General features: G+C 72.0%; 22 protein-coding genes. 14 read left to right on the top strand and 8 right to left on the bottom strand.

The features are described 5' to 3' along the window. Positions 1–115: 115 nt before the first annotated feature. From pgi to PV789_RS17310, 7 genes are all read left to right on the top strand, one after another. Positions 116–1,825: a glucose-6-phosphate isomerase gene (gene pgi / locus PV789_RS17340; protein ID WP_274973611.1), complete on the top strand. Its 1,710-nt coding sequence runs from the start codon at positions 116–118 to the stop codon at positions 1,823–1,825. Between the two features lie 586 nt (positions 1,826–2,411). Then, positions 2,412–2,978, top strand: a complete 567-nt coding sequence (locus PV789_RS17335) for a TetR/AcrR family transcriptional regulator (RefSeq protein ID WP_274973610.1) — start codon at positions 2,412–2,414, stop codon at positions 2,976–2,978. Positions 2,979–3,403: 425 nt separating this feature from the next. Next, positions 3,404–5,095, top strand: a complete 1,692-nt coding sequence (locus PV789_RS17330; protein ID WP_274973609.1) for an ABC-F family ATP-binding cassette domain-containing protein — start codon at positions 3,404–3,406, stop codon at positions 5,093–5,095. Positions 5,096–5,280: 185 nt separating this feature from the next. Next, a complete protein-coding gene (locus PV789_RS17325; protein ID WP_274973608.1) occupies positions 5,281–6,306 on the top strand; it encodes an ABC transporter permease in 1,026 nt (341 codons plus the stop codon). A 70-nt stretch (positions 6,307–6,376) separates the two neighbouring features. Next, positions 6,377–8,188, top strand: coding sequence for an ABC transporter substrate-binding protein (locus tag PV789_RS17320; protein ID WP_274973607.1), 1,812 nt, complete (start codon positions 6,377–6,379; stop codon positions 8,186–8,188). Between the two features lie 386 nt (positions 8,189–8,574). After that, entirely contained in the window at positions 8,575–9,933 is a 1,359-nt protein-coding gene (locus PV789_RS17315; RefSeq protein WP_274973606.1) for a PP2C family protein-serine/threonine phosphatase, read from the top strand. Beyond that, positions 9,923–10,987, top strand: coding sequence for a cobalamin B12-binding domain-containing protein (locus tag PV789_RS17310; protein WP_274973605.1), 1,065 nt, complete (start codon positions 9,923–9,925; stop codon positions 10,985–10,987). The genes PV789_RS17315 and PV789_RS17310 overlap by 11 nt, the downstream gene beginning before the upstream one ends. A gap of 69 nt (positions 10,988–11,056) precedes the next feature. On the opposite strand, the gene PV789_RS17305 is transcribed toward PV789_RS17310, so the two are convergent. Both PV789_RS17305 and PV789_RS17300 read right to left on the bottom strand, forming a co-directional pair. Continuing rightward, positions 11,057–11,269 (bottom strand): helix-turn-helix domain-containing protein, encoded by a 213-nt coding sequence (locus tag PV789_RS17305; protein WP_274973604.1) that lies wholly within the window; start codon positions 11,267–11,269, stop codon positions 11,057–11,059. 165 nt (positions 11,270–11,434) lie between these two features. Next, positions 11,435–11,887 (bottom strand): ATP-binding protein, encoded by a 453-nt coding sequence (locus PV789_RS17300; RefSeq protein ID WP_274973603.1) that lies wholly within the window; start codon positions 11,885–11,887, stop codon positions 11,435–11,437. Between the two features lie 396 nt (positions 11,888–12,283). Between PV789_RS17300 and PV789_RS17295 the strand changes: the two genes are divergently transcribed. The 5 genes from PV789_RS17295 (at position 12,284) to PV789_RS17275 (ending at position 16,827) form a co-directional block, all read left to right on the top strand. Further along, the gene (locus PV789_RS17295; RefSeq protein ID WP_274973602.1) at positions 12,284–13,099 is read left to right on the top strand and encodes a helix-turn-helix domain-containing protein; all 816 of its coding nucleotides are present in this window, start codon (positions 12,284–12,286) and stop codon (positions 13,097–13,099) included. Then, positions 13,092–13,262: a DUF397 domain-containing protein gene (locus tag PV789_RS17290; protein ID WP_274973601.1), complete on the top strand. Its 171-nt coding sequence runs from the start codon at positions 13,092–13,094 to the stop codon at positions 13,260–13,262. Before PV789_RS17295 ends, PV789_RS17290 begins: the two co-directional genes overlap by 8 nt. 3 nt (positions 13,263–13,265) lie before the next feature. Beyond that, positions 13,266–13,433 carry a DUF397 domain-containing protein gene (locus tag PV789_RS17285; protein ID WP_274973600.1) on the top strand — a complete coding sequence of 56 codons (168 nt, stop codon included), beginning with the start codon at positions 13,266–13,268 and terminating at the stop codon, positions 13,431–13,433. 501 nt (positions 13,434–13,934) lie between these two features. Beyond that, positions 13,935–14,948 (top strand): ABC transporter permease, encoded by a 1,014-nt coding sequence (locus PV789_RS17280; RefSeq protein WP_274973599.1) that lies wholly within the window; start codon positions 13,935–13,937, stop codon positions 14,946–14,948. Between the two features lie 73 nt (positions 14,949–15,021). Continuing rightward, positions 15,022–16,827 (top strand): ABC transporter ATP-binding protein, encoded by a 1,806-nt coding sequence (locus PV789_RS17275; protein ID WP_274973598.1) that lies wholly within the window; start codon positions 15,022–15,024, stop codon positions 16,825–16,827. A gap of 59 nt (positions 16,828–16,886) precedes the next feature. Here PV789_RS17275 and PV789_RS17270 read toward each other — a convergent pair whose 3' ends face one another. Both PV789_RS17270 and PV789_RS17265 read right to left on the bottom strand, forming a co-directional pair. Further along, positions 16,887–17,672: a sporulation protein gene (locus tag PV789_RS17270; protein ID WP_274973597.1), complete on the bottom strand. Its 786-nt coding sequence runs from the start codon at positions 17,670–17,672 to the stop codon at positions 16,887–16,889. Between the two features lie 275 nt (positions 17,673–17,947). After that, entirely contained in the window at positions 17,948–18,559 is a 612-nt protein-coding gene (locus tag PV789_RS17265) for a TetR/AcrR family transcriptional regulator (RefSeq protein ID WP_274973596.1), read from the bottom strand. Between the two features lie 145 nt (positions 18,560–18,704). Here PV789_RS17265 and PV789_RS17260 point away from each other — a divergent pair, with 145 nt between their 5' ends. Beyond that, positions 18,705–19,091: a hypothetical protein gene (locus PV789_RS17260; protein WP_274973595.1), complete on the top strand. Its 387-nt coding sequence runs from the start codon at positions 18,705–18,707 to the stop codon at positions 19,089–19,091. Positions 19,092–19,213: 122 nt separating this feature from the next. After that, the gene (locus PV789_RS17255; protein WP_047872006.1) at positions 19,214–19,576 is read left to right on the top strand and encodes a GntR family transcriptional regulator; all 363 of its coding nucleotides are present in this window, start codon (positions 19,214–19,216) and stop codon (positions 19,574–19,576) included. A gap of 34 nt (positions 19,577–19,610) precedes the next feature. Here the strand turns inward: PV789_RS17255 and PV789_RS17250 are convergent, their stop codons facing one another. The 4 genes from PV789_RS17250 to PV789_RS17235 form a co-directional block, all read right to left on the bottom strand. Further along, positions 19,611–20,858 carry an Nramp family divalent metal transporter gene (locus PV789_RS17250; protein ID WP_274973594.1) on the bottom strand — a complete coding sequence of 416 codons (1,248 nt, stop codon included), beginning with the start codon at positions 20,856–20,858 and terminating at the stop codon, positions 19,611–19,613. A 143-nt stretch (positions 20,859–21,001) separates the two neighbouring features. Continuing rightward, positions 21,002–21,361: a hypothetical protein gene (locus PV789_RS17245; protein WP_274973593.1), complete on the bottom strand. Its 360-nt coding sequence runs from the start codon at positions 21,359–21,361 to the stop codon at positions 21,002–21,004. A gap of 138 nt (positions 21,362–21,499) precedes the next feature. After that, entirely contained in the window at positions 21,500–22,906 is a 1,407-nt protein-coding gene (locus tag PV789_RS17240) for a sigma-70 family RNA polymerase sigma factor (RefSeq protein WP_274973592.1), read from the bottom strand. A gap of 739 nt (positions 22,907–23,645) precedes the next feature. Continuing rightward, entirely contained in the window at positions 23,646–24,902 is a 1,257-nt protein-coding gene (locus tag PV789_RS17235; RefSeq protein ID WP_274973591.1) for an AMP-binding protein, read from the bottom strand. Positions 24,903–24,962 lie beyond the last annotated feature (60 nt).

Raw genomic sequence — 24,962 nt, 5'->3', positions numbered from 1 at the left:
GCCCGGTTTTTCGTGGGACTCTTGTGTTCGGAAGCACAGCCGCGCACCGCGGGCGGCGCGCGGACCGAGCACCCGCGCCGTGCCGCCGGAGCGCCGACCGACGAGGAGCCGCCGGATGTCTGCCAGTACACCTCTTCCGCGCGCTGAGGACACCGGAGAACGCGCCCGCCCGGGCGTTCCCCTGGACCAGCGGGACGAGTGGACCGCGCTGCGCGAACACCGCGGGCGGTGGGGCTCCACCGGCCTGCGCGAGCTGTTCGCCGACGACCCCGGCCGGGCCGAACGGTACACGCTCGACGTCGGCGACCTGCACGTGGACTACTCCAAGAACCTCGTCACCGACGAGACCCTGCGCCTGCTCGCCGACCTGGCCGGGGCCACCCGGGTCGCCGACCTGCGCGACGCCATGCTGGGCGGCGAGCACGTCAACCTCACCGAGGACCGCGCCGTCCTGCACACCGCCCTGCGCGCGCCGCGCGGGCAGGTGGTCAGCACCGACGGCCGCGACGTCGTCCCCGAGGTCCAGGAGGTCCTGGACCGGATGGCGGAGTTCGCCGACCGGGTACGCGCACGGGAGTGGCTGGGCCACACCGGCCGACCGGTGCGCCGGATCGTCAACATCGGCATCGGCGGCTCCGACCTGGGGCCGGCCATGGCCTACGAGGCGCTGCGCCCCTACACCGACCGCGGGCTGGAGTTCCGGTTCGTCTCCAACGTGGACGGCACCGACCTGCACGAGGCGCTGGTGGACGCCGACCCGGCCACGACGCTGTTCGTGGTCGCCTCCAAGACCTTCACCACCATCGAGACCATCACCAACGCCACCGAGGCCCGCACCTGGCTGCTGGACGGGCTGGGCCTCAAGAGCGACGATGACGACGGCGCCATCGCCAGGCACTTCGCCGCCGTCTCCACCAACGGCGAGGCGGTGGCCGAGTTCGGTATCGACACCCGCAACATGTTCGGCTTCTGGGACTGGGTGGGCGGCCGCTACTCCTACGACTCCGCCATCGGCCTGTCCCTGATGGTGGCGGTGGGTCCCGAGCGGTTCCGGGAGATGCTCGCCGGATTCCACCTGATGGACACCCACTTCGCGACCGCCCCCGTCGAGCGCAACCTGCCCTTCCTGCTGGGCCTGCTCGGCGTGTGGTACGGCAACTTCCACGACGCCCGGACCCACGCGGTGCTGCCCTACAGCCACCACATGTCCAAGTTCACCGCCTACCTCCAGCAGCTCGACATGGAGTCCAACGGCAAGTCGGTGCAGCGTGACGGGCGCCCCGTCCACTGGCAGACCGGTCCGGTGGTGTGGGGCACCCCGGGCACCAACGGCCAGCACGCCTACTTCCAACTGCTGCACCAGGGCACCCGGTTCGTGCCCGCCGACCTCCTCGGCTTCGCCAACCCGGCCCCCGACCTGCCCGAGCACCTGGTGCCCCAGCACGACCTGCTCATGGCCAATCTGTTCGCCCAGGGGCAGGCGCTGGCCTTCGGCCGCACCGCGCGGGAGGTCGCCGCCGAGGGCGTGTCCGCCGACCTGGTCCCGCACCGGACCTTCGAGGGCAACCGGCCCACGACGACCATCCTCGCCGACCGGCTCAGCCCGTCGGTGCTCGGGCAGCTGGTCGCCCTCTACGAGCACAAGGTGTTCGTCCAGGGTGCGGTGTGGAACATCAACTCCTTCGACCAGTGGGGCGTGCAGCTGGGCAAGGTGCTGGCCAAGCGGGTCGAGCCCGCCCTCACCGAGGGCGCCGACGTGTCCGGCCTGGACGCCTCCACCACCTCCCTGGTGCGGCGCTACCGCTCCATGCGCGGCAGGGACTGACCACGGCCGGGGGTGGTGCGACCGGCGGGTCCCGCCGGTCGCACTGCCCCGTGGGCCCGGTTCCTCTTTCCGAGGGGCCCTGTGCCACTCGGAAGCGGACGGGGCTGAGGTGGCGAGACCGCCAGCGCGTCCGGAGAGCAGGAGCGGTTGAGCGGGGGAGGGGTCCTCCGCGCGTTCCAGGGCCGCTTCTCCACGGACGTCCCCGGCGGCGGGGAGCGCCCGGCCCGGTCCTTGCGTACGCTGACGCGGCCGGTGGGACCGGGGGAGAGGGCGGAGAGAACCGTTCCGGACGCTTCCGGGTAACTCCGCCGAGGGCCTGCGAGGTCGGGGGAGCGGTCCGCCCGCGCACCAGTGCATCCGGCGAGCAGGGATCGGGTGCCGCCCCACTCCCGGCCGACCCGGGCCGGTCAGGGGAACCCTTCGAAGCGGGGAACGGGCCTTCGCGCCCCGCGCGGCACCGGGCTGTCCGGTTCCCGCTGAGCGGGGGACAGGCGTGATTTGCTTGCCTACCTAACGGTAGGTAGGGTGATGTGCGTGGGCGGGACCTCCGCCCGCGTCCACCCCACCACACGAGAGGTCGCCTTCCGTGACCACCGACACCCGAGTCCGCGCCATGAACGTCTACGCCGCGCACTTCGCCGCGCACGGCTACCGCGGCGCCTCCCTGGAGGCCGTCGCCCGCGAGGTCGGCGTGCGCAAGCCGTCCCTGTACCACCACTTCCCCGGAGGCAAGGAGACCCTGCACAAGCTCGTCGCCCTGGACTTCATCACCCGGCGCGGCGAACAGCTCGCCCTGGCCCTGGACACACCCGGCGGGCTCGCCGAGCAGCTGCGGGCGGTCGTCACCACCGCCGTGGCCGACCCGACCGGAGCCACCACCTCCTTCGAGCAGCACCTGTTCGACTCGCTGGACCAGCTCGAAGAGGACGTGCAGAAGGAGCTGCGCGACGCCTACGTCTCCACCCTGCTCGACCCCATGACCGCGCGTTTCCGTGCGGCCGTGGCCGGGGACGAGGTCGCCGACCGGGATCCGGCCGTGCTGTGCAACGCCTTCCTGCACCTGGCCCGCGCCGTGGACATGATGGGTGACCCCGAACAGGCCGCCGACACCCTGGTCGGGCTCTTCCTCGACGGTGCCCGCGCCTCGGCCTGACCCGTCGCCCCGCCCGTCCCGCAGGAACCCCGTGTCCCTCCGGGACTGGCGGGGCCGGTCCGCGACAGTCGGTCCGCCCGAGGTGCCAGGGGAAGGGGCGGGAGAACCCTTCCGGGCGCACGGCGCCGCGCGTCCGGGCCGGTCCGCCGCGCGGCACCGGACACCCGCGTAATTCCGTTGCCCGCGCCGCCCCGGCGGGTTAACCTGAGCGCAACATGCGCATGTGACATCGAGACCGAAGACCGCCGAGTGCGCGGGGCTCGCCCACCGTGGCTGGAGCCGGATCCCCGCTCAGCGTGTACTGGCACCGTCCCCGGTGCGGTCTCGATGTCGACGACCTCCGTGTCGTCCCCGGACCGCGCCGCGCAGGCGCACCGGTCCCGCGCATCGAGGCCCGCCCCGAAACGAAGGGTGGACCACCCCTTATGACCCTCGGCAACACGACCGGCGCCGCCTCCGCGACCCACACCGCCCCGACCGGCCCGCCCCTGCTGCGCGCCCGCGACCTGGCCAGGGCCTACGGCGACCACGTGGTGTTCGACGGCGTGGACGTCGACGTCGCCCCCGGCCAGCGGCTCGGCCTGGTGGGGGAGAACGGCTCGGGCAAGTCCACCCTCCTGCGGCTGCTGGCCGGGGAGGAGGAACCCGACGCCGGGCGGGTGGAACGCCCCGCCGACACCGGATTCCTGTACCAGGAGCTGCCCCACGCCCCGGACACGACCCTGGCCCGGGTGATCGCCCAGGCCCTCGAACCGGCCCGGCGGGTGGAGCGGCGGCTGACCGCCAGCGCGGCGGCGCTGGACGGTTCACCCGAGGACGCCGAAGCCCTGCGGGAGTACTCCGAGGCCCTGGCCGAGGCCGAACTGCTGGAGGTGTGGGACGCCGAACGCCGGGCCGAACTGGTGGTCGCGGGACTGGGCCTGGACGGCATCGGCCCGGACCGGCCGGTGGGGCGGATGTCGGGCGGCCAGCGCGGACGCCTGGGCCTGGCGGCCCTGCTCGTCCACCGCCCGCGCGCCCTGCTGCTGGACGAGCCCACCAACCACCTCGACGACCAGGCGCTGGAGTTCCTGGAGGGGTACCTGCGCGGCCTGCCGGGAGTGGTGGTGCTGGCCAGCCACGACCGGGTGTTCCTGGACGCGGTGTGCACCGGCCTGCTCGACCTGGACCCGGCCGTGGACGGTCCCGCCTACTACGGCGGCGCCTACTCCTTCTACCTCAGGGAGAAACGACTGGAGCGCGAACGCTGGGAGCAGCGCTACCGCGACGAGCAGGACGCCCTCAAGGGCCTGCGCGAGTCGGTGCGCACCACCTCCCGGCAGGTCTCGCACAACCGCGCCCCGAGGGACAACGACAAGATGGGCTACGACTTCCTGGGCGGGCGCGTGGACAAGCAGGTCTCGCGCCGGGTGCGCAACGCCCGGAACAGACTGGAGGAACTGGAGCGCGACCAGGTGCGCAAACCGCCCAGGCCGCTGGAGTTCAGCGCCTCGCTGACCCGCGACCCTGGCACGGCCGACGGCCACGCGATCACCGTGCGCGACCTGGTCGTGCCGGGCCGGTTGCGCCTGGACCGCCTGGACGTGCCCTCGGACGGGCGCCTGCTGGTCACCGGGCCCAACGGCGCGGGCAAGTCCACGCTGCTGTACGCCCTGGGGCACCGGCTGCGCCCGGCGTCGGGCCAGGTGCTGTGGCGGCGCGGGGCGGCGGTCGCCCTGCTGGAACAGGACGTGGTCTTCCCCGACTCCGAGCGGACCCCGCGTTCGCTCTACGACGGGCTGAACGGAACCCTGCCCGGCGCTCCCCGCCTGACCGACCTGGGCCTGGTCGCACCGCGCGACCTGGACCGGCCGGTGGGCAGGCTCAGCGTGGGGCAGCGGCGACGCCTGGCACTGGCGATGCTGGTGGGACACGCCCCTGACGTGCTGCTGCTGGACGAGCCGACCAACCACCTTTCCCTGGCGCTGGCCGAGGAGTTGGAGGAGGCGCTGGGCACCGCGCCCGGCGCGGTGGTGGTGGCCTCGCACGACCGGTGGCTGCGCCGCAACTGGGTCTGGCCGGAGCTGCGGCTGGTCGGCGGTGCCGTGGCCGGGCAGGACACGGCCGGACCCGTGTAGCCCTTCCGGCCGATCCCGGGCCGCCGCCCCGCGCGCGGCCCGGGATCAGCTGACCGCTCCGGTCAAGGCCGCGCCCGACACCGTGCGGGGACACCGGCGCGGAGGCTGGAAACCCCCGCGCCGCTCGTGCAAACTCTTCGTGTTTCCACAGATACGAAAAGTCATGTCAACTGGCAGGGGTGCACATGTCCGTGCCGATGGACGCGCCCGAGTCCTCCCAGCACGCCGACCCCGAGGCGGCGGCCGCCGGAGGACGCGGGTCGGCGAACAGGTCCCTGCGCCAGATCGCCTGGCGGCGCTTCCGCAGGGACCGCCTCGGCATGGCCGGGGGCGTCGTCGTCATCCTGCTCATCCTGGTCGCGGTCTTCGCGCCCCTGCTCACCTCCTGGTTCGGCTACCCGCCCAACCAGTTCAACCAGCAGCTGATCGACCCGCTCACCGGCGGCGTCCTGCGCGACCCCGCCAACCCCTCCCTGGGGCTCGACCCCTGGGGCGGGATCAGCACCGACCACCTGCTCGGCGTGGAACCCGTCAACGGGCGCGACCTGTTCAGCCGCATCGTCCACGGCGCCCGCACCTCCCTGCTGGTCGCCACGGTCGCCACCCTGGTCTGCGTGGTCATCGGCACCGTCCTGGGCATGGTCGCCGGGTACTTCGGCGGCTGGGTCGACACCGTCATCAGCCGGGCCATGGACATCTTCCTGGCCTTCCCGCTGCTGCTCTTCGCCATCGCCCTGGTCGGCGTCATCCCCGACGGCTCCTTCGGCCTGAGCGGCAACGGCCTGCGCATCGGCGTGCTGGTCTTCATCATCGGGTTCTTCAACTGGCCCTACATCGGCCGCATCGTGCGCGGACAGACCCTGACCCTCCGGGAGCGCGAGTTCGTGGAGGCCTCCCGCAGCCTCGGCGCGGGCAGCGCCCACATCGTCTTCCGCGAGATCCTGCCCAACCTCGTCACACCGATCCTGGTCTACTCCACGCTGCTCATCCCCACCAACATCCTGTTCGAGGCGGCCCTGAGCTTCCTGGGCGTGGGCATCAACCCGCCCATGGCCACCTGGGGCGGCATGCTCGACAACGCCCTGCGCTTCTACACCATCGCGCCGCACTTCGTGCTGATCCCGGGGCTGGCCATCTTCATCACCGTCCTGGCCTTCAACCTCTTCGGCGACGGACTGCGCGACGCCTTCGATCCCCGATCCTCCGACTGACGGGCCGCGCCCGTCGCGTGTCCCGGGCCGGGCACCGGCCCCCACCAGCCAAACCGACCAGGAGGCAAGCTTGACCACCGACCACCACACGGGCGCGGTGCCCTCCCGGCGCCGCGGACGCCGCCGGGCGACCGCGACCCTGGCCGCGGGCACGGCCGCGGCGCTGCTGCTGGCCGCCTGCGGGGGCGCGGGCGGCGGCGGGGGCGGAGGCGGTCCGGTCGACGCCGAGTTCAACCAGGGCGAGACCGAGGTGGTCAACCCCTCCGACCAGACCGGCGGAACCCTGCGCTACGCCATCTCCTCGGACTTCGACTCGCCCGACCCCGGCAACACCTACTACGCGTTCAGCTGGAACTTCAGCCGCTACTACGCGCGCACCCTGCTCACCTACGTCGGCGCGCCCGGCGAGGAGGGCACCGAACTCCAGCCCGACCTGGCCGCGGAGATGCCCCAGCCCAACGAGGACCTCACCGAGTGGACGGTGCCCATCAAACAGGGACTGCGCTACGAGGACGGCTCCGAGATCACCGCGCCCGACATCGAGTACGCCATCGCGCGCAGCAACTTCGGCGACCAGGCCCTGCCCAACGGCCCCAAGTACTTCCAGGACCTGCTGGCCGACAGCGACGACTACGAGGGCCCCTACGCCGACGAGGCCGACCCGCTGGCCGGGTTCGACGGGATCGAGACCCCCGACGACCACACCCTGGTCTTCCACCTCAAGGACCCCTTCGCGGAGTTCCCGTACCTGCTCATCCAGCCGCAGACCGCGCCGGTCCCGCCCGAGGCCGACCGCGGCGAGCAGTACCAGAGCCGCGTCGTCTCCTCCGGGCCCTACAAGTTCGACGGTGAGTACCGCCCCGGCGTCTCCCTGAACCTGGTGCGCAACGACCAGTGGGACCCCGCCACCGACCCGACCCGCGAGGCGCTGCCGGACCGGATCGAGGTGCAGTTGGGAGTGGACCAGAACGAGATCGACCAGCGCCTGACCAACGGCGACCTGGACGTGGACCTGGCCGGCGCCGGGGTGGGGCCCGCGATGCGGGGCACCCTGCTCACCGACGAGGCGCGCAAGAACAGCGTCGACAACCCGCAGAGCAACACCCTGCGCTACGTCAACATCAGCACCGTCCTGGAACCCATGGACGACCTGGCCTGCCGCGAGGCGGTCATGTACGCGGCCGACCGCGACGCCCTCCAGCGGGCCTGGGGCGGCGACACCGGCGGCGACATCGCCACCCAGATCATGCCCGCGTCGCTGCCGGGTGCCGATCCCGGCATCGACCTGTACCCCTCCCAGGACAACCAGGGCGACCTGGACAAGGCCCGGCAGAAGCTGGAGGAGTGCGGCGAGCCCGACGGGTTCTCCACCTCCATCGGCGTCCGGGCCGACCGGCCCTCCGACGTGAGCACCGCCGAGGCGCTCCAGCAGGCCCTGGCCCGGGTGGGCATCGAGACCCGGATCAAGCAGTACCCCTCGGACACCTACACCAACACCCAGGCCGGGTCGCCGTCCTTCGTGGAGGACAACGACCTGGGCCTGACCGTGTACGGGTGGGCTCCGGACTGGTCGAGCGGCTACGGGTTCATGAGCAAGATCCTGGACGGCGACGCCATCCAGGACGCGGGCAACGCCAACATCTCGGAACTGGACGACGAGCGGATCAACGGCTGGTTCGACGAGGTCGTCACCATCGAGGACCCCGAGGAGCGCGCCTCGATCTACACACAGATCGACCGGCGGGCGATGGAGCAGGCGGCGATCCTGCCCGCGGTGTTCGAGCGCACGGTGCTCTACCGGCCGCCGAACCTGACCAACGTGTACTACCACTCGGGCTACTCCATGTACGACTACATGGCGCTCGGCACCACCCGGGAGTGACGAACAACAGGTGGAGCCCGTGAAGTGCGGGTCGGTGGGCTTCCTCCGCCCCCTGCGGGGCGGTTGCGGGGCGAAACCGCGGCCCACCGGCCCGGAGGTGTGACATGCGGCACCGGAAGGTTGCCAGGTGACAACTTTCGTCTTCCGATCCGTGTGTCCGCTGATCGTGGCGGGTAGCGTGGCATACCGGGCGTCGTCTCCCCGCTGTCGGTGGCCCTTCCCGTTCTCGGTGTGCTCCGCGCCAGCGGTGGTCCGACGCCCCGCGGCACCCGTCTGCGCCGCCCACGCCCGCGCGTGCAGCGCGCGTGCGCGATCGCGCACGGCGGAGCCGCCCGTACGGCCCGGCGCGGGCCGTGCGCCGCTACGCGTGGGGGAGTGGAACACCAGTGCTTGCTTCGGGGACCAGCGACCGCGCTCCGTTGGAGGACGACGGGGCCGGACCGGTCGGGGGGCGACGGGCCCGTGCGGTCCCGGCCTCCGCCGCGGTCGCCAGGCTCCGCCACGCCGCCCGCGAGCTGGGCAACATCCTGCATCCGGTCCGCCTCGTGGAGCAGACGGTGCGCTTCCCGGTACCGGAGGCGGCCCAGACGTGCGTGCTCTTCCTCGCCCAGCCCGACGGCTCGGTGCGCTGGACCGCGGCGTTCACCTCCGAGGGCGGCCGCCGCCGCGTCGGAACCGGTGAGGGCGTCTGGGACCGCGGCACGGTGGACGGCGCCGCCTGGCTGAAGGAGGTCGTGGACGGGGCGCGCACGGTGGCCGAGCCCACCCCCGGAGACCCCGTCGAGAAGCTCCTCCTGGAACTGGCCGGATACGGCGGCGCCCGGGGCGCGCTGTGCGCCGTGGCCGTCCCCGGCCTGTCCGGAGCCGCCGGAGCGCTGCTGTTCCACCGCACCCGGGGGTACTTCGACGCGGCGGACACCGAGGCGCTCACCGAGTACGCCGAACGCGTCGGCTCGGCCCTGAGCGCCGCCCACATGTACCAGTACCAGGCCCGCACCGCCTCCACCCTCAAGGCCGCGCTGGTCCCCGCGCCCCTGCCCGGCGTCGCGCACGCCGTGCTGGGCGCGGCCTTCCGCTCCGCCGTCGAGGCCGAGCGCATCGGCGGCGACTTCTACCAGGTCAACGAACTGGAGGAGGGCTTCGACTTCTCCTTCGGGGACGTGTGCGGCAAGGGCAACGACGCCGCCCTCCTGACCGGGATGATCCGCCAGTCCCTGGAGGCGCTGCGGCTGGTCGAACAGGACCCCCGGCGGCTCCTGGAACTGCTCAACGTCCTGCTGCTGCGCACCGACCCCGAGAAGTTCAGCACCATGCTCCTCGGACTCGCCAGCCCCCTGCCCGACGGCGGGCTGCGCATCCGCGCCGCGGGGGGAGGCCATCCGCCCCCGCTCGTCGTGGGTGTGGACGGCACTGTCCGGGAGGTCTCCATCGGGGGCCTGTTCGTGGGCGCGGTGGAGGAGGCCGTCTTCCGGGAGACGGAGTTCACCCTGGCCCCCGGCGAGACGATGGTGGTCTTCAGCGACGGGGTCACCGAGGCGCGCAACCCCCTGCTGGGCGGGGAGATGCTCGGTGAGGAGCGCCTGGCCCGGCTGCTCTCCGAGTGCGGGGGCATGCCCGCCCCGGCCGTCTCGGACCGGATCGTCCAGGTGGTCGGGGACTGGCTCGACGGAGGGGAGCACGACGACATCACGGTGCTCACCGTGCAGGCCCGCGCCACGCGGGGAGGTGTCGCCGGTGACCGCTGACCACGACATCCTGCCGGACGCGGTCGCGCCCGTGTCGCCCGCCGTCGTCGCCGACGACTTCTTCGCGCGCGTGCGCGACCTCGACGACGCGGGGGCCCTGGCCGTGGTGCGGGAGGCGCTGGCGGCCGGGGTAGACCACGAGTCACTGGTCCTGGACGTGATCGCGGTGTCCCAGATGCGCGTGGGCATGATGTGGCAGGCCAACGAACTCTCGGTGGCCCGGGAGCACGCAGCCACCCACATCGGTGAACTCGCCCTGGGCCTGGTCCTCGAACACGGCCTGGGGCGCGTCGCCGGGGAACGCCCCCTGGGCTCGGTGGTGGTGGCCTGCGTCGAGGGGGAGTGGCACGGCCTGCCCGCGCGGCTGCTGGGGGACGTGCTGCGTCTGCGCGGCTGGAGCGTCACCTTCCTCGGGGCGAGCGTGCCCGCCCACCACCTGACCCTGCACCTTCAGGAGACCGCGCCCGACGTGGTGGCGCTGAGCTGTTCCCTGCCCTCGCACCTGGTCAACGCGCACGCCATGATCACCGCCGCCGCGCGCACCGGGGTGCCCGTCATCGCCGGGGGGCGCGGCTTCGGGCCGGACTCCTCCCTCGCGCTCCGGCTGGGCGCGAGCCTGTGGGCGGCCGACGCCCGCTCCGCCGCCGATCTGTTGGAGCGGCGTATGCCGTTGTCGTCCCTGCGGCCCAGGGAGGAGGCGCTGACCCCGGCCGCCGAGTACGCGAGCCTGGTGCAGCGCCGCCGCGATCTGGTGCGGACCGGTGTGGAGCACGCGCGGGCCCTCTACGAGGCCCGGGGGGCCAGCCTGGAGGGCGCGGACCTGGACCGGACGGTCGAGGACCTGGGGCACATCACGGATTTCCTGTTGACGTCGCTGTACGTGGGCGACGGTGCGGTCTTCACCCGTTTCCTGGCGTGGACCCGCGGTGTGCTGGAGGTGCGCGGGGTTCCGGCGGTGGGGGTGGCCCGTGTCCTGGAGCTCCTCGAAGGGGAGTTGTTCGACTACCCCGAGACGTGCGCGGCGCTGCGCGCGGGGCGGGCCGTGCTCGGCTGAGGTGCCCGCCTGGTCGGGCACCCTTCGCCGCCGGACCGGCGCCACCAGGGTCACCAGTGCCGTACCAGATCAGGGGGAGGCCGGGGGGTCTGGTTGGTTGAGGAGGGTGGCGATGTGTTCTTTGGGGTAGCGGCGTGCTCCGCCGGGGGTGCGGAAGGGTTTGAGGACGTTGTCCCATTGGCCTCGGTGGAGGCTGCGGGGGCGGATGTTGAAGAGGGCGGCGACTTCGCTGGGGGTGAGGACGTCGGGTCGGCCGTCGAGGAGGTAGCTGTAGTCGGGCATGAGGGGCTTTCCGTGTCCGGTGTTGTGTGAGTGGTCGATCGGGTGGCCCCGCCTCCCCGGGGAAGGGGAGGGCGGGGCTTCGGGCTGGTGCGCAGGGCACCGGCCCTGGTCCGCGCCGTCACGGGGGAGGGCGCGGAGGCCGAAGGGTGACCAGGGACGCGTGGGTTACCAGGGGAAGACGGCGCGGACGGTGATCGCGCCGCAGGAGTGCTGTTTCCAGTCCCAGTAGGAGCACAGGGCTTCGACCAGGCGTAGGCCGTTGCCGCTGGGGCGCAGGGGTTCGGCCGCAGGCACGGCCGGGAAGCTGGGTTGTTCTCCGGGGCGGGGTCCGTTGTCGGTGACGCGGAGTTCGAGGTGGCGTGAGGTGCGTTCGATCTCCACGCGGATGCTGCCGCCGGGGAGCCCGGACGCCGAGTGACGCAGCGCGTTGGTGGTCATCTCGGAGACGGCGATGCCGACGGGTTCGGCCAGGCTGGGGCGGGAGCGGGTGGCTTGGGCGGCCCAGCGGCGGGCGATTTTGACGTGGCCGAGTTCGGGGCCGAGCAGGATGCCTGAGTTGGTGGCGGTTCCGCACAGTCGGCGTGGAAGCGTTGGGACCTGGAGGATAGGCTTGTTCATGTTTCACCTCGGGGTTTCGGGGTGGGGCACTCTGCCTCGGCGGTCGCTCTCCACTTCGACCGTCGGGGCTTTCTCATGTCCTGCTGGGCTGTTCCGCCCGTGTATGGGCACGGACGGGACGGCGCTGGTGCCCGCCCAGTGAGGGGCGGGAGTTCACGGGGCCGACCTCTCCCTGAGTGAGATGGGAACGACAGCGGGAAACTACACATGAGACGCCACAACGGACATTTCTTCCGCAGTGACTCGCCGGAATGTTTCCGTAGTCACACCATCGCTTGCAGGTCAGAGGCTGCGCAATAGCTTTCACGCATAGGTGTAGTAAATGGCGATCGCGTTCTGTAGCGTGTACTTGTCGACTATCAGTGTGTAGTTGTGTGTACCCCTCGGGAGAAGCTAGTGGCAGAGAAAGCACCCCCAGCCTGGAAAAAGTTCGGGCGTGAACTCTTTCGCGCCCGCAAAGCCGCAGGTCTCCTCCAGTCCGACGCAGCCGAAGTCCTGGGCGTCGTGCCGACCGCGGTCTCCTCCTATGAGAGGGGCACCCGCAAGATCGAGCTGGACGCCGTCACTGCACTGGACGAGCTCTACAACGCGAACCAGGCACTCATCCGCAAATGGCACGAAGCGAAACAGGAAACCGGGCTCGACCCGTGGTTCCAGCAGCTCTCAGACCTCGAAGAATCAGCGGTGGAGATCCGTGACTATCAGCCGTTGGTGTTCCCTGGCCTGACACAAACCGAGGCATATGCCCGCGCGTTGACCCGCGACGTGTGGCCGGGGCGGGGAGCGGACTCGGTGGAAAGCCTGGTCCAGTCACGAATGCGCAGGAAGGCGATCTTTGACCGGATCGATAAGCCGTTCATCCTGATGATCGTGGAGGAGCCGGTGATTCGCCGCAGGGTGGGTGGGCTGAGTCGTGACGAGCACCGCGAGCAGATCCGCCGACTGGTCCATGAGATCGAGCGGGATAACCTACGGTTGCAGATCATCCCCTGGGGTGCTCCCCGGCACCATGGGGGCACTGGACCGTTTCGCATCCACACGTTCGCGGACCGCCCCTCTGTGGCTTCGGCTGAGCACATGACGGGGGAGGCCGTGATCGACGATGCGAAGCTCGTCCAGCACTGCATGACCGTGTTCGGGTTGCTCCAGGGGGAGGCGCTTTCCGGCGACCAAAGCCTGGACATGCTGAAAGAGGCTGTTGAAGATGTCTGAGAAGACCTGGCACAAGTCCACCTACAGCGCTGGCGGTGGCAACTGCGTGGAGGTCGCGGAGGGCCCGGTCACCGGCATCCGCGACACCCAGAACCGGGAGCTGGGCCACCTCACGGTGTCCACGCTGGAGTGGACTGCTGTTCTCGCCGTCACCAAGGGATGAACAGTGAGTTCTGCCTGGCACAAGTCCAGCTACAGCGGCAACACCGGGCACTGCGTCGAGGTCCGAGAGGGCGCCTTCACAGACGTGCGTGACACCCAGAACCGGGAACTGGGCCACCTGTCGGCACCGGCCCCTGAGTGGACGGCCCTGCTCGCGGTAGTCCGCAGCTAGTAGCCAAGTACGAACCGACCCCGCCCAGACACATTGGGCGGGGTCGGTTTCGTGCTGACACGGGGTGAGGCTACCCCACAGCGGCGGCCGTGCCCACAGGCCGAAGGACCCCTGCCGGGGCGTCCGCCCACAGTCGCGTTCCCTCCTGGTCCACGGTCACGCCGAGCCGGTCACGGCCCGGCTTCCCATACCGCGTCCATTTCTCCCACGCGGCACCGATCTCCGACCACAGGTCTCGGGGCCCGGCCCGCTTCGTGCTGTAGGGACCACCGGCCGGAACATATTCTCCGAGCGCCCACGACCCGTCCGGGGCAGTGCATCAGTCAAGAGCGGAAGGTGACCGACTCGGTCGATCCGTGATCTCCAGCGCCACGGAAGGCGTGCTCCGGGCGATTGAACGCGACCAAGTGACCACACTGAGTTACTGTCTGCTTGCGGGCGGGTACCGTTCGCGGACCCGTCCCGCCCCCGCCCCGGCCCCGACGACAGAGAGCACGCGCGTTGCTGACCTACATCCTGCGCCGCCTGGGCGCCGGACTCCTGCTCCTGGCCGTGGTCACCATGGTCACCTTCGCCATCTTCTACGTGGTGCCCCGGTGGGCGGGGCGCACCGTCGAACAGCTGGCGACGATGTACGTGGGCCGCGCCCCCACCCCCGAGGCCATCCAGGCCACCATCGACCGCCTGGGCCTGGACCGGCCCGTCGTCGTGCAGTTCGGGGAGTTCGTCCGGGGCCTCTTCCTCGGCGCGGAGTACCGCTTCGGCAACGACACGATCGAGTGCGCGGCGCCCTGTCTGGGCTACTCCTTCCAGACCTACCAGGAGGTCTTCCCCGAGATCGTGGCGCGGCTGCCGGTGACGGCCTCACTGGCCCTCGGCGCGGGAGTGATCTGGCTGGTGGGCGGCATCCTGGTCGGCGTGGTCTCCGCGGTGTGGAAGGGCAGCCTGTTCGACCGGCTGGCGATGGCCGTCGCCCTGGCGGGGGTGTCGCTGCCGATCTTCTTCACCGGTCTGCTGTCCCTGGCCTTCCTCGTGCACGCCTGGGGGCTGTTCGGCACCCCGGGCTACGTCCCCTTCAGCGAGGACCCGTCCAGGTGGGCGCAGGGACTGCTGCTGCCGTGGCTGACGCTGGCCTTCCTGCACGCGGCCATGTACGCACGCCAGACGCGCGCGGGCATGCTGGAGACCCTGGGTGAGGACTACATCCGCACCGCCCGCGCCAAGGGGCTGAGCGAGCGCCGCGTGGTGCTCAAGCACGCGCTGCGCCCCACGCTGACGCCCATCGTGACCATCTTCGGCCTGGACCTGGGGCTCGTGCTGGGCGGCGCGGTCCTGACCGAGCAGGTCTTCTCCCTGAACGGGATCGGCCGGTACGCGGTCACCGCCATCATGCAGAGCGACCTGCCGGTGATCCTGGGCGTGACGCTGTTCGGCGCGTTCTTCATCGTGCTCTGCAACCTGGTGGTGGACCTGCTGTACCCGCTGATCGACCCGCGCGTGCGCATCCACGGATAACCGTGTCGGGCGCACACGTGTACCGAACACGGCCCGGGCCGCCGCGCCCGGGGAACGGAAAGGAAGGGGTCGTGTGAGCGAGTCCGCGGCGTCGGGGCCGGTCGTGCGGGTGGAGGACCTGCGGGTGGTGTTCCCGACCATGGACGGCGACGTCCGGGCGGTGGACGGTCTGTCCTTCGCCGTGCCCGTCGGGGGAGCGCTGGGCATCGTGGGCGAGTCGGGCTCGGGCAAGAGCGTGACCTCGCTGGCCCTCATGGGCCTGCACCGGGGCAGCCGGGCGCGGATCACCGGGGAGGTCGAGGTGGCGGGCACCGACGTGGTCGGCGCCCCGGACAAGAGGCTGCGGCGGATGCGCGGCAACGACATCGCCATGGTCTTCCAGGACCCGATGCAGTCGCTGCACCCGCAGTTCACCGTCGGCAACCAGCTGGTGGAGGCGCTGCGCGTGCACCGGTCCGGGGTGTCGCGGTCCCGGGCCCGCGAGCGCGCGGTGGAGTCGCTGGAGCGGGTGGGCATCCCCGAGCCCGGCAAGCGGGTCAACTCCTACCCGCACGAGTTCTCCGGCGGCATGCGCCAGCGCGTGCTGATCGCGATGGGGCTGATGTGCGAGCCCAAGGTCCTGCTGGCCGACGAGCCCACGACGGCGCTGGACGTGACGGTGCAGGCGCAGATCCTGGACCTGCTGGACGAGCTGCGCCGCGACCTGGGCATGGCGCTGATCCTGGTCTCGCACGACCTGGCGGTGGTGGCGGGTTCGGTGGACGAGGTCGTGGTCATGCGCCGCGGCGTCGCGGTCGAGCGCGGCGACGTGCGCGAGGTGCTGTCCGCGCCTCAGCACGCCTACACGCAGGGACTTCTGGACGCGGTGCCGCGCGTGGAGGTCTCCCGGGCCCATCGGCGCGCACGCGACCGGGCCGAGCGCGGCCAGCGCCAGGACCAGGAGAAGCGCCGCAGGTCGGGGTCGACCGCGGCGGGCGAGGCGGGGCGCAAGGGGCCGGACGAGGTCTTCCGCCCCTTCACCCCCGAGCCGAAGGAGGAGCGGGGCGAGCCCCTGCTGCGGGTGGAGGATCTGGCGCAGCGGTTCAGGGTGCGCGGCGGTGTGTGGGGCCGGGCCACGGATTTCTGGGCGGTCAAGGGTGTCTCCTTCGACCTGCACCGCGGTGAGACGCTGGGGATCGTGGGGGAGTCGGGGTCGGGTAAGTCGACGTTGTCGCGGATGGTGATGCGTCTGCTGGAGCCCACGCGGGGCCGGGTGGAGTTCGAGGGCCGCGATATCACCCACATGTCCGAGCGGGCGTTGCGTCCGTTGCGCCGGGACGTGCAGATGGTGTTCCAGAACCCCTATTCCTCGCTCAACCCGCGGGTGACCGTGGGGGATGCGATCGGGACCGCGCTGCGGGTGCAGGGGGAGAGGGACACCAAGAAGGTGCGCCGTCAGGTGCAGGAGCTGTTGGAGCGGGTGGGGTTGGAGCCCAACCACTACAACCGGTTCCCGCACGCGTTCTCGGGTGGTCAGCGTCAGCGGATCGCGATCGCGCGGGCGCTGATCCTCAAGCCGAAGCTGATCATCTGTGATGAGCCGGTGTCGGCGTTGGACGTGTCCACGCAGGACCAGGTGCTGCGGTTGCTGTCGGAGTTGCAGGACGACTTCGGGTTGACCTACATCTTCGTGGCCCACGACCTGGCGGTGGTGCGTCAGGTCAGTGACCGGGTCGCGGTGATGCGTGCGGGTGAGGTGGTGGAGACGGGCGACAGTGACGCGGTGTACGAGAACCCCGCCAGCGACTACACCCGCCAACTGCTCAACGCGGCGCCCGTGCTGGACCCCGACCAGGCCCGCGAGCTGCGCGCGGAGCGCGCCCGCCAGCGGACCGGGTGAGCCGCGCGTCGACCGCGCCGCGGGTCCCGGGGACGCCCGCCCCCGGGACCCCGCCGGGGTCAGAACATGCTGCGCTTGCCCGCCAGCGAGTCGATCCACTGGTGCAGGTGGCCCGACCAGTCGCGCCCGGCGCCCTCGTTGTGGTCGACGCTGAAGCGGTGGAAGGTGTCGCGGCTCTCGGAGAAGAGCAGACCCGGCTTCTTGTCCAGCTCCAGCACCACGTCCATGCCGCGCTCGTCGGTGACCAGCGACAGCTCCAGCTCGTTCAGGCCCCGGTAGCGGCTGGGCGAGAAGAACTCGATCTCCTGGTAGAAGGGCAGCTGCTGGCGCGTGCGCAGGATGCGGCCCTGCTCCAGGTCGGCCTGCTTGAAGGAGAAGCCGAGGGAGGCCAGCGAGTCCAGCACGGCCAGCTGCGAGGGGAGCGGCTCCACGGCCACCGGGTCCAGGTCACCCGGGTCGACCGCGCCCGCCACGTGCAGGCGCGTGTTCACACCGACGTTCATGCGGTGCAGGTGGCGGCCCCGGTGGACGGTGACGGGGGTCTCCCAGGGCACGAAGAGCTCGAAGGGCACCTCGAAGCGCTGGCCGGGGGCCAGGGTCACGCCGCCGCCGATCTGGACGCGGTGGAACTCCAGGTCGCGCGTGCTCTCGTGGTCGCCGCTCTCGACCTCGACCCGGGCCTGGAGGCCGACGGTGAGCCGCTCGACCTGCTGCTCGACGTTGCCGCCCTCGATGACGACGGTGCCCCGCAGGGCGCCGCCCGGGGTGGCCACGGAGGAGTGCAGGGTGGTTTCCACCGAGGCCCCGCCGAATCCGATACCGGCGAGCAGACGCTTGAGAACCATGGATGACCTTTCTGTACCGCCCCGCGCCGGGAGGGGGAGCGGGGTCGGGGGCTGTCTTCTGGTAACGACGCCGGGAGGACGCACTCGGTTCCCGGACCAGGGTCCCTGTTTCGCCCGGCGGGGCCCGAGCGCTGGTCACACCGGGGCCGGGCGGCGCCCGCCCCGCCCGGGCGGGACGCTGCCGCACCCCGGCGGACCCCCGCCCTGTCCGGACGCGGCTCAGGACCGGCGCGCGCAGGCCCCTGAAGGCGTCCTGCCGCCCGCCCGGGCGCGGCTCAGGAGGTGAGTCCGCGCAGCAGGGCGCGCAGCCCGTGCCGGAATCGCGCCAGGGACTCGGCGGCGTCGGGCGCCTCCTCCTCGTCCTGGTGGCGCACCTGGTGCACGACCGCGCCCACGCAGTAGGAGTGCAGGGCGTCGGCGGCGCGCTCCAGGTCCTCGCCCTCCAGCCCCGCCTCGGCGAGGGCGTCGTGGACCAGGGCCCGGGTGGCGTCGCTGCTCGGCGTGCGCGGGGCGCGGTGGACCAGCAGGGAGAGCGCCCCGGAGAACTCCAGCAGCCGCTCCCGGTAGGCCTCGGCCCACTCGGTGAGGCGCACGTCCCAGGGCCGGGTGTCCTCCTCGGGCTCCTTCGCCCCCTCCGCGTCCTCCGGAGCCTCCCCGTCGTCGAGGGGGACGGTGCCGGTGGCCGCGGGGGAGGTGACGTAGGCGGCGATGGCGTTGAACAGCTGCTCCTTGCCCAGGGGGAAGTGGTGGTAGATGGCCATGGCCTCCACCTCCAGCGCGTCGCCGAGGCGGCGCATGGACAGGCCGCCGAGCCCGCGGCCAGCGATGATGCGGAGCGCTTCGAGGATGATGCGCTCGCGGCTGAGTCCGGCGTAGTTCCTGCTCACGGTGGTCCTTTCGGGGGTGTGCGCCGTAAAGGTGGCAGATCGCGGGCCGCGCGGCCACCACCGACGCGCGGCCCGGCTCGCCAGATGATATTGGTCACCCTTAGAGTGGCCCCGTCCGACGTTACGCGTGGTCTGGAGCACACACATGGGACTTGCCAAGCAGAGCACGGCTCAGGCGCGGGAGAGCCTGGCCTCCGACCAGGAGCGCGCGGAGCGCCTGCCCGAACTCCTGCGCGCGGTGGCCGAGGCGCAGGAGGCGCTGGAGCGGGCCCGCACCCGGAACGCGCCCGTGGAGGAGCTGAACCAGCGGGGCGTGGACCTGGACGCGGCGCTGACCGAGGCGATGCGCGCCGCCTACGCCCGGGAACGCACCCTGGTGGGACCCAAGGGGTACGAGGACCGGATCCACCGGCGCAAGCGGCTGGCCCGCCCGCGGGTGCGCGAGGCCACCCGGGTCGCCGAACGCCTGCTCACCGCCCGGGAGGCCCACCGCCTGCACGGGATCCAGCGGGTGCCGCGCCAGGCGGTCTGACACCGGCGGCTCCGACCCGCGACCTGGGGTCGGTGCACGCACGGTAACTTGGTGTCCGGTCCGGTCCGGTCCGGTCCGCGGCCGGACACCGCAGCACGCGACGGTGGGGAGCGCAGTGGCACATGGCGGATTTCATCCGTGTCGATCCGACGTCGAGGGTCCCGCCCTACGAGCAGATCAGGTCGATCGTGGCCATCGCGGTCGCCAACGGTGAACTCCCGGTGGGCTACCGGCTGCCCACGGTGCGCGCGCTGGCGGGTCAGCTGTCGGTGGCGGTGAACACCGTGGCCCGCGCCTACCGGGAGCTGGAACAGGCCGGTGTGGTCGAGACGCGCGGCCGCTCGGGGACGTTCGTCGCGGCGGGCCGCGACGACCAGCGCGCCGAGGCGCTGGCCGCCGCCCGGGCCTACGCCGAGGTGATTTCCCGGGTGGGGCTGGACCACGACGAGGCGGTGGAGATCCTGCGCGCGGCGCTGCGGGGCTGAGGCCGCCCCGCGCGCCGCCGCGCCGCCCGCCGGTTCAGGCCCCGGCGACGATCCCGTAGAGCTCGTAGACGCACAGCACCACGAACAGCGATCCGGCCAGCGCCAGGCCCGCGTTGCTGACCCAGCCGTTGCGCCACTCGCGGGGGGTGCGCGAGGAGTTGAGCAGCCACATCAGGGTGAAGGCCAGGAACGGCATGAAGAAGGCGCCCAGCACCCCGTAGGCGATGACCAGCTGGAAGGGCTTGCCGATCAGCAGGAGCAGCATCGGCGGGAAGGTCAGCCAGAGCACGTAGCCGCGGAAGGCCCAGCTCTTCTGGTTCTCCCCGGGGTCGGTGTTGGTCCTGCCCCGCAGGTGGTTGACGAAGTCGGCGAACAGCAGGCTCACGCCGTTCCACACGCCGATGATGGAGGAGTAGGCGGCGGCGAAGAAGCCGATGAGGAAGGCCGTCGCCACGAACCCGCCGAAGCGCTCGCGCAGGACGTCGCCCAGCTGGATCAGGCCCTGGTCGCTCTCCTGGAGCGTGATGCCGCTCGCGTAGAGCAGCTCGGCGCCCACGATGAGCATCGCCACGACGAAGATGCCGGTGGTGACGTAGGCGACGCGGTTGTCCAGCCGCATCATCCGCATCCAGGAGGAGTCCCGCCAGCCCTTGGAGTTGACCCAGTAGCCGTAGGCCGCCATGGTGATGGTGCCGCCGACGCCGCCGACCAGGCCCATGGTGTAGAACACCGAGCCCTCGGGGAGCATCGGGACCAGGCCCCGGAGCGTCTGGCCGATGTCGGGGACGACGTAGACGGCCAGGCCGACCACGGTGACGAACATGACGCCCACGAGCACCGTCATGATCTTCTCGAACACCGCGTAGCGGTTGAACCAGACGATCACCAGGCCGGAGATCCCGGCCAGGACCGCCCACACCTCCAGGGGTACGCCCGGCATCAGCGCGGCCAGGGGCAGGGCCGTGGCGGACATGGCGCTGGCGCCGTAGACGAAGCCCCAGATCACGATGTAGGGCGCGAAGTAGACGGTGGTCCACTTACCCAGGCTGCTCCAGCCGGCGAAGATGGTGGTCCCCGTGGCCAGGTGCCAGCGCCCGGTGGCCTCGGCAAGGGAGATCTTGACCAGGCAGCCGACGACGGTGGCCCACAGCAGGGCGTAGCCGAACTGGTTGCCCGCGATGAGTGTGGCGACCATGTCGCCAGCGCCCACGCCGGTGGCCGCGACGACGATGCCCGGACCGATCTGTTTCCACGTCGTCCTGCGTTGCTCGATGGCTACCATCGTGTCCTTCCCCCTGGTGGGACCGGTGTGGTCCGTGGTGGGCACGACTGTAGGGCTTCGGACACAAGGAGCATACGGGCAGATAAGCGACGGAGGTGATCCGTGGCGGAATCGATATGTTCCAGGTCACGTCCGGAGACCGGTCAGCGGCGCAGGCCCACGACCGAGACGACGTAGAACAGGATCAGCCCGAGCCAGACCAGCGGCAGCGCCGCCGGGCTGCCCACGGCCGCGGTGATCGCGGAGACCGGGATGCTCACGCCCAGGCACACCAGGGAGAGCACGAAGCGCACGGTGTTGGAGGGCATGCCCACCTTGGCCGTCTCCGTGCGCGCCTGCGCGGCCAGGTGGTGGCGCACGCGCGCCTCGACGGTGCCGTCGATGCGCTCGACCAGGGAGGCCGCCACAGCCTCGTCGTACTCGGGGCCGAGCTCGCGGCTGGCGCGCAGCGCGGCGGAGATCTCGTCGCTGTGGCGCTGGGGGTGATCGCTCATGGTCACCATCGTCGCACCGCGGTGTCGGCGGCGTGCCGGAACGGACGCGATACCGGGGACGAACCAGGGTTCGCCCTGAGGGTTTCGGACACGGCGCGGGGCCGCCCCCTGTGGGGAGCGGCCCCGCGCCGCCCGTCGCGCCGGGCCCTAGCTGGCGAAGTCCAGCAGCTGCTGGGCACGGCTGGGGTGGCGCAGCTTGGACAGCGACTGCTTCTCCAGCTGGCGGATGCGCTCGCGGGTCAGCCCCAGGTGCTTGCCGATCTCGTCCAGAGTGCGCGGACGGCCGTCCATGAGGCCGAAGCGCAGGGACATGATGGTGGCCTCGCGCGGCTCCAGGTCCGACAGCGCGTTGCGCAGCTGGTCGGCCATGAGCTGGCGGTCCACCACCTCGGAGGCCTCCGAGGCGTCCACGTCCTCGATCAGGTCGCCGATGCGGGTCTCGCCGTCCTCGCCGATGGTGGAGTCCAGGCTGATGGGCTGGCGGGTGACCCGCAGCAGCTCCTCGATCTGGGCCGGGGTCTTGTCCAGCTCCAGACCCAGCTCCTCCGGCGTGGGCTCGCGGCCCAGCGCCTGGTGCATGTCGCGCTCCAGGCGGCTGACCTTGCTCAGCAGCTCCAGGACGTGCACGGGCAGGCGGATGGTGCGCGCGGAGTCGGCGAAACCGCGCTGGATGGCCTGGCGGATCCACCACATGGCGTAGGTGGAGAACTTGAAGCCCTTGGTGTAGTCGAACTTCTCCACGGCGCGGATCAGGCCGAGGTTGCCCTCCTGGACCACGTCGAGCAGCGACATCCCCCGGTCGCTGTACTTCTTGGCCACCGACACCACCAGGCGCAGGTTGGCCTCCAGCATGTGGGACTTGGCCTTGCGGCCGTCCTCGGCCACCCACTCCAGCTCTTCGGCCTCGACCTCGGCCAGCGGTGCGGAGCCGTCCACCTCGCCGTGCAGGCCGAGCCGGTACTCGGCGTAGAGCCCGGCCTCGACCCGCTTGGCCAGGTCGACCTCCTGCTCCGCGGTGAGGAGCTGGCGTCGGCCGATGGCCTTGAGGTAGGTGTGGACCGAGTCGCCCATGGCGGGGGACTGGTCGTCGAGGTCGGCCTCGCCGGTTTCCGTGTCGGTGGTGGTCTGGGCGGGCTCGGCCTTCTTGACGCGCCGTGTGGAGCGGGTCTTCCTCCGGGGGGAGGGGCCCTTGCGCGGCGCGGTCTTGCCTTCGGCCCTGGGTGCCTCGTCGGTGTCGGGCACCGTGGCGATGAGAGTGTCTTCCAGCACGTCGTCCTCGGCGTCGGGATCGGCCACCGGTGCGGAGTCGTCGCCCCCGTTGGCGAGCCTGACCCCGTTCTCGGTGAGTTCACGCAGGATGGAACGGCCGTCGCCGGTGGAGACGGCGGCCGCGGTGAAAGCGGCACGCAGTTCGGAGAGGGACAGGTACCCCTGGGCGCGTCCGCGGTCGAGCAGGTCGGTCAGGACCGCGTCGGCGGACGCGTCGTCGCTGCGAGCGGTGTCAGCGGGGGCTCCGGCGGTGGGTGCCGGAGCGGCTGGGGCAGTGCTCGTCATCGGGGCACCTCCCTCCCTTCCAAGACGTGTGGCACGCGGCGGACGGTTCCCGCCGGCTGGACGCGCCAATATGTCCAACGTGTTGGGGAGTCAAATGTTCCCTGTCTCGATTGGATATCAGCCGAAGTGGCGTAGATCACTGCGACGGAAGTGGCCAAACGCTGTGGGGAGCGGGTAAAGGAGCGTGCCCGGAACCGTTGCGGGCGGGGAAGGGGGGCCGGTTGGGGGGAGAGCGCAGGGGCACGAACGTGTGGGCCGAGGGCTGTCACCAACTGCGGACCTCCTTGGGAGAGGGGCCGAGGGGCCGGATTACTCAGGTAGACGTCGGAGCGCCCGGGGAAGTTCCCCGTCTTTTGTCCGACACGTCCGTGACCGGCCGCTCCGCACGGAGCGACCGGACCGCCCGGCCCCGGGCCGTCACTGCTGTTCGACGGGCACCGACGTGGTGGGGCGCGGCACCCGACGCGCCCCAGGGTCCCACGGGTCGAAGGCGCGCCGGTACACGCGTCCGGACCGCGGGGCGCTGGTGGCGGCGCCGGAGGGGGCGCGGGGGTCCGCGCCGGTGCGGCTCCCGCGGCCGGTGCCGCGGACCGCGTCGGGACGCCCGCCCCCGCCCGGACGGGCGTCGGCCGGGAACGCGGGGGTCCTCAGCAGCGGTACCGTGCGGGGACGCTGCCGCCGCTCAGCCGCGCGGAGCGCGTGCGCCCTTCGGCGGGAGCCCCCGGGCCGGGCCCGCCGGTCAGCCGCGCGGGCCGCGCAGGGAGACCAGGTCGGGCTTGCCCGAGGCCAGCATCGGCAGGGAGGCGCGCACCTCCAGCTCGCGGGGCGCGGCGTAGGCGGGCAGGCGCTCGCGCACCCACGCGCGCAGCTGCTCCAGGGAGGGCGGCGCGTCGGGGTCGGCGGGCACCACGACGGCGCTCACCCGCTCGCCCCACTCGGGGTCGGACCGGCCCACCACCACCGAGTCGGCCACGGCGGGGTGCTCCAGCAGACGGGCGTTGACCTGCCCCGGCACCACCTTGTGGCCGCCGGTGTTGACCACCTCGTCCACGCGTCCGAGCACGCTCAGGCGCCCGGCCCCGTCCAGACGGCCCAGGTCGTTGGTGCGCAGCCACCGCGTCCCGTCGGTGTCGGTGACCAGGGCGCCCGGATCGGCACCGGCCCCGGGCGCCAGGCGGTAGCCGCTGAGCAGCACCGGCCCCGACAGCAGGATCCGCCCGGCCCCGTCGGCCGAGGGGGACTCCACCCGCACCCGCACCCCGTCCAGCGCGGCGCCGTCGTAGACGCACCCGCCGCAGGTCTCGCTCATGCCGTACGTGGTGACCACCCGGCCCCCGGCCCCGCGCGCCTCCCGCAGCAGGGCGGGGTCGGCGGCGGCGCCGCCGAGCAGGACGGTCCCGAACACCGACAGGTCGGTCCCGGCGGCCAGCAGGCGCCGCAGCTGGGTGGGCACCAGGGACACGTGCGGTCGCGATCCGCGCGCGAGCTCGGCCACCGCCCCCACCGAGAAGGCCGCGTGCTCGATCCGGCCGCCCGTGGCCAGGGCGCGCATGATCACCTGGATGCCGGAGATGTGCCCGGCGGGCAGCACGCACAGCCACGCGTCGCCGGGAGCGGCGCCGATCCGCGCCACCGAGGCCCGCGCGGAGGAGCGCAGCGCGGCGGCCGACAGCTCCACGCCCTTGGGCGCGCCGGTGGAGCCCGAGGTGGTGATGACCAGGGCGGTGTCCCCGCCCGCAGGGCGGGCGCCGTCCAGTGCGGCGACCCCGTCCGGGGTGCGCAGGGAGGCCGGGCGCATGGCGGCCAGGAGTTCGTCCACGCGCGCGTCGGGGGTCCCGTCCGGGATCGGCAGCAGGGCGGGGCCGTGCCCGTCCAGGGCCCGGGCCAACAGGTCGCCCAGGCGCTCCGGCGCCAGTCCGCGCACCGCCTGGAGGGGGCGCCCCTCCAGGTCGCGGGGGTGCGTTCCGCCTGCCTCGACCTGTCTCTCGCGTGCCACGACGGCAAGGGTACGCCCGTGTCCGGCGCGTCCGCCCCGGGGGCCGGGTCCGGCGCCGGG

The sequence above is a fragment of the Nocardiopsis camelliae genome, assembly GCF_028993595.1.
GTDB lineage: Bacteria > Actinomycetota > Actinomycetes > Streptosporangiales > Streptosporangiaceae > Nocardiopsis > Nocardiopsis dassonvillei.
Note: the sequence above shows the minus strand (reverse complement) of the source record. Positions and strands in the feature narration are given on the sequence as shown.

Coding starts and splice junctions, on each gene's coding strand:
- pgi (WP_274973611.1), top strand. CDS start 116: ATGTCTGCCAGTACACCTCTTCCGCGCGCTGAGGACACCGGAGAACGC.
- PV789_RS17330 (WP_274973609.1), top strand. CDS start 3,404: ATGACCCTCGGCAACACGACCGGCGCCGCCTCCGCGACCCACACCGCC.
- PV789_RS17325 (WP_274973608.1), top strand. CDS start 5,281: ATGTCCGTGCCGATGGACGCGCCCGAGTCCTCCCAGCACGCCGACCCC.
- PV789_RS17305 (WP_274973604.1), bottom strand. CDS start 11,269: ATGCCCGACTACAGCTACCTCCTCGACGGCCGACCCGACGTCCTCACC.
- PV789_RS17300 (WP_274973603.1), bottom strand. CDS start 11,887: ATGAACAAGCCTATCCTCCAGGTCCCAACGCTTCCACGCCGACTGTGC.
- PV789_RS17290 (WP_274973601.1), top strand. CDS start 13,092: ATGTCTGAGAAGACCTGGCACAAGTCCACCTACAGCGCTGGCGGTGGC.
- PV789_RS17270 (WP_274973597.1), bottom strand. CDS start 17,672: ATGGTTCTCAAGCGTCTGCTCGCCGGTATCGGATTCGGCGGGGCCTCG.
- PV789_RS17260 (WP_274973595.1), top strand. CDS start 18,705: ATGGGACTTGCCAAGCAGAGCACGGCTCAGGCGCGGGAGAGCCTGGCC.
- PV789_RS17255 (WP_047872006.1), top strand. CDS start 19,214: ATGGCGGATTTCATCCGTGTCGATCCGACGTCGAGGGTCCCGCCCTAC.
- PV789_RS17250 (WP_274973594.1), bottom strand. CDS start 20,858: ATGGTAGCCATCGAGCAACGCAGGACGACGTGGAAACAGATCGGTCCG.
- PV789_RS17245 (WP_274973593.1), bottom strand. CDS start 21,361: ATGGTGACCATGAGCGATCACCCCCAGCGCCACAGCGACGAGATCTCC.
- PV789_RS17240 (WP_274973592.1), bottom strand. CDS start 22,906: ATGACGAGCACTGCCCCAGCCGCTCCGGCACCCACCGCCGGAGCCCCC.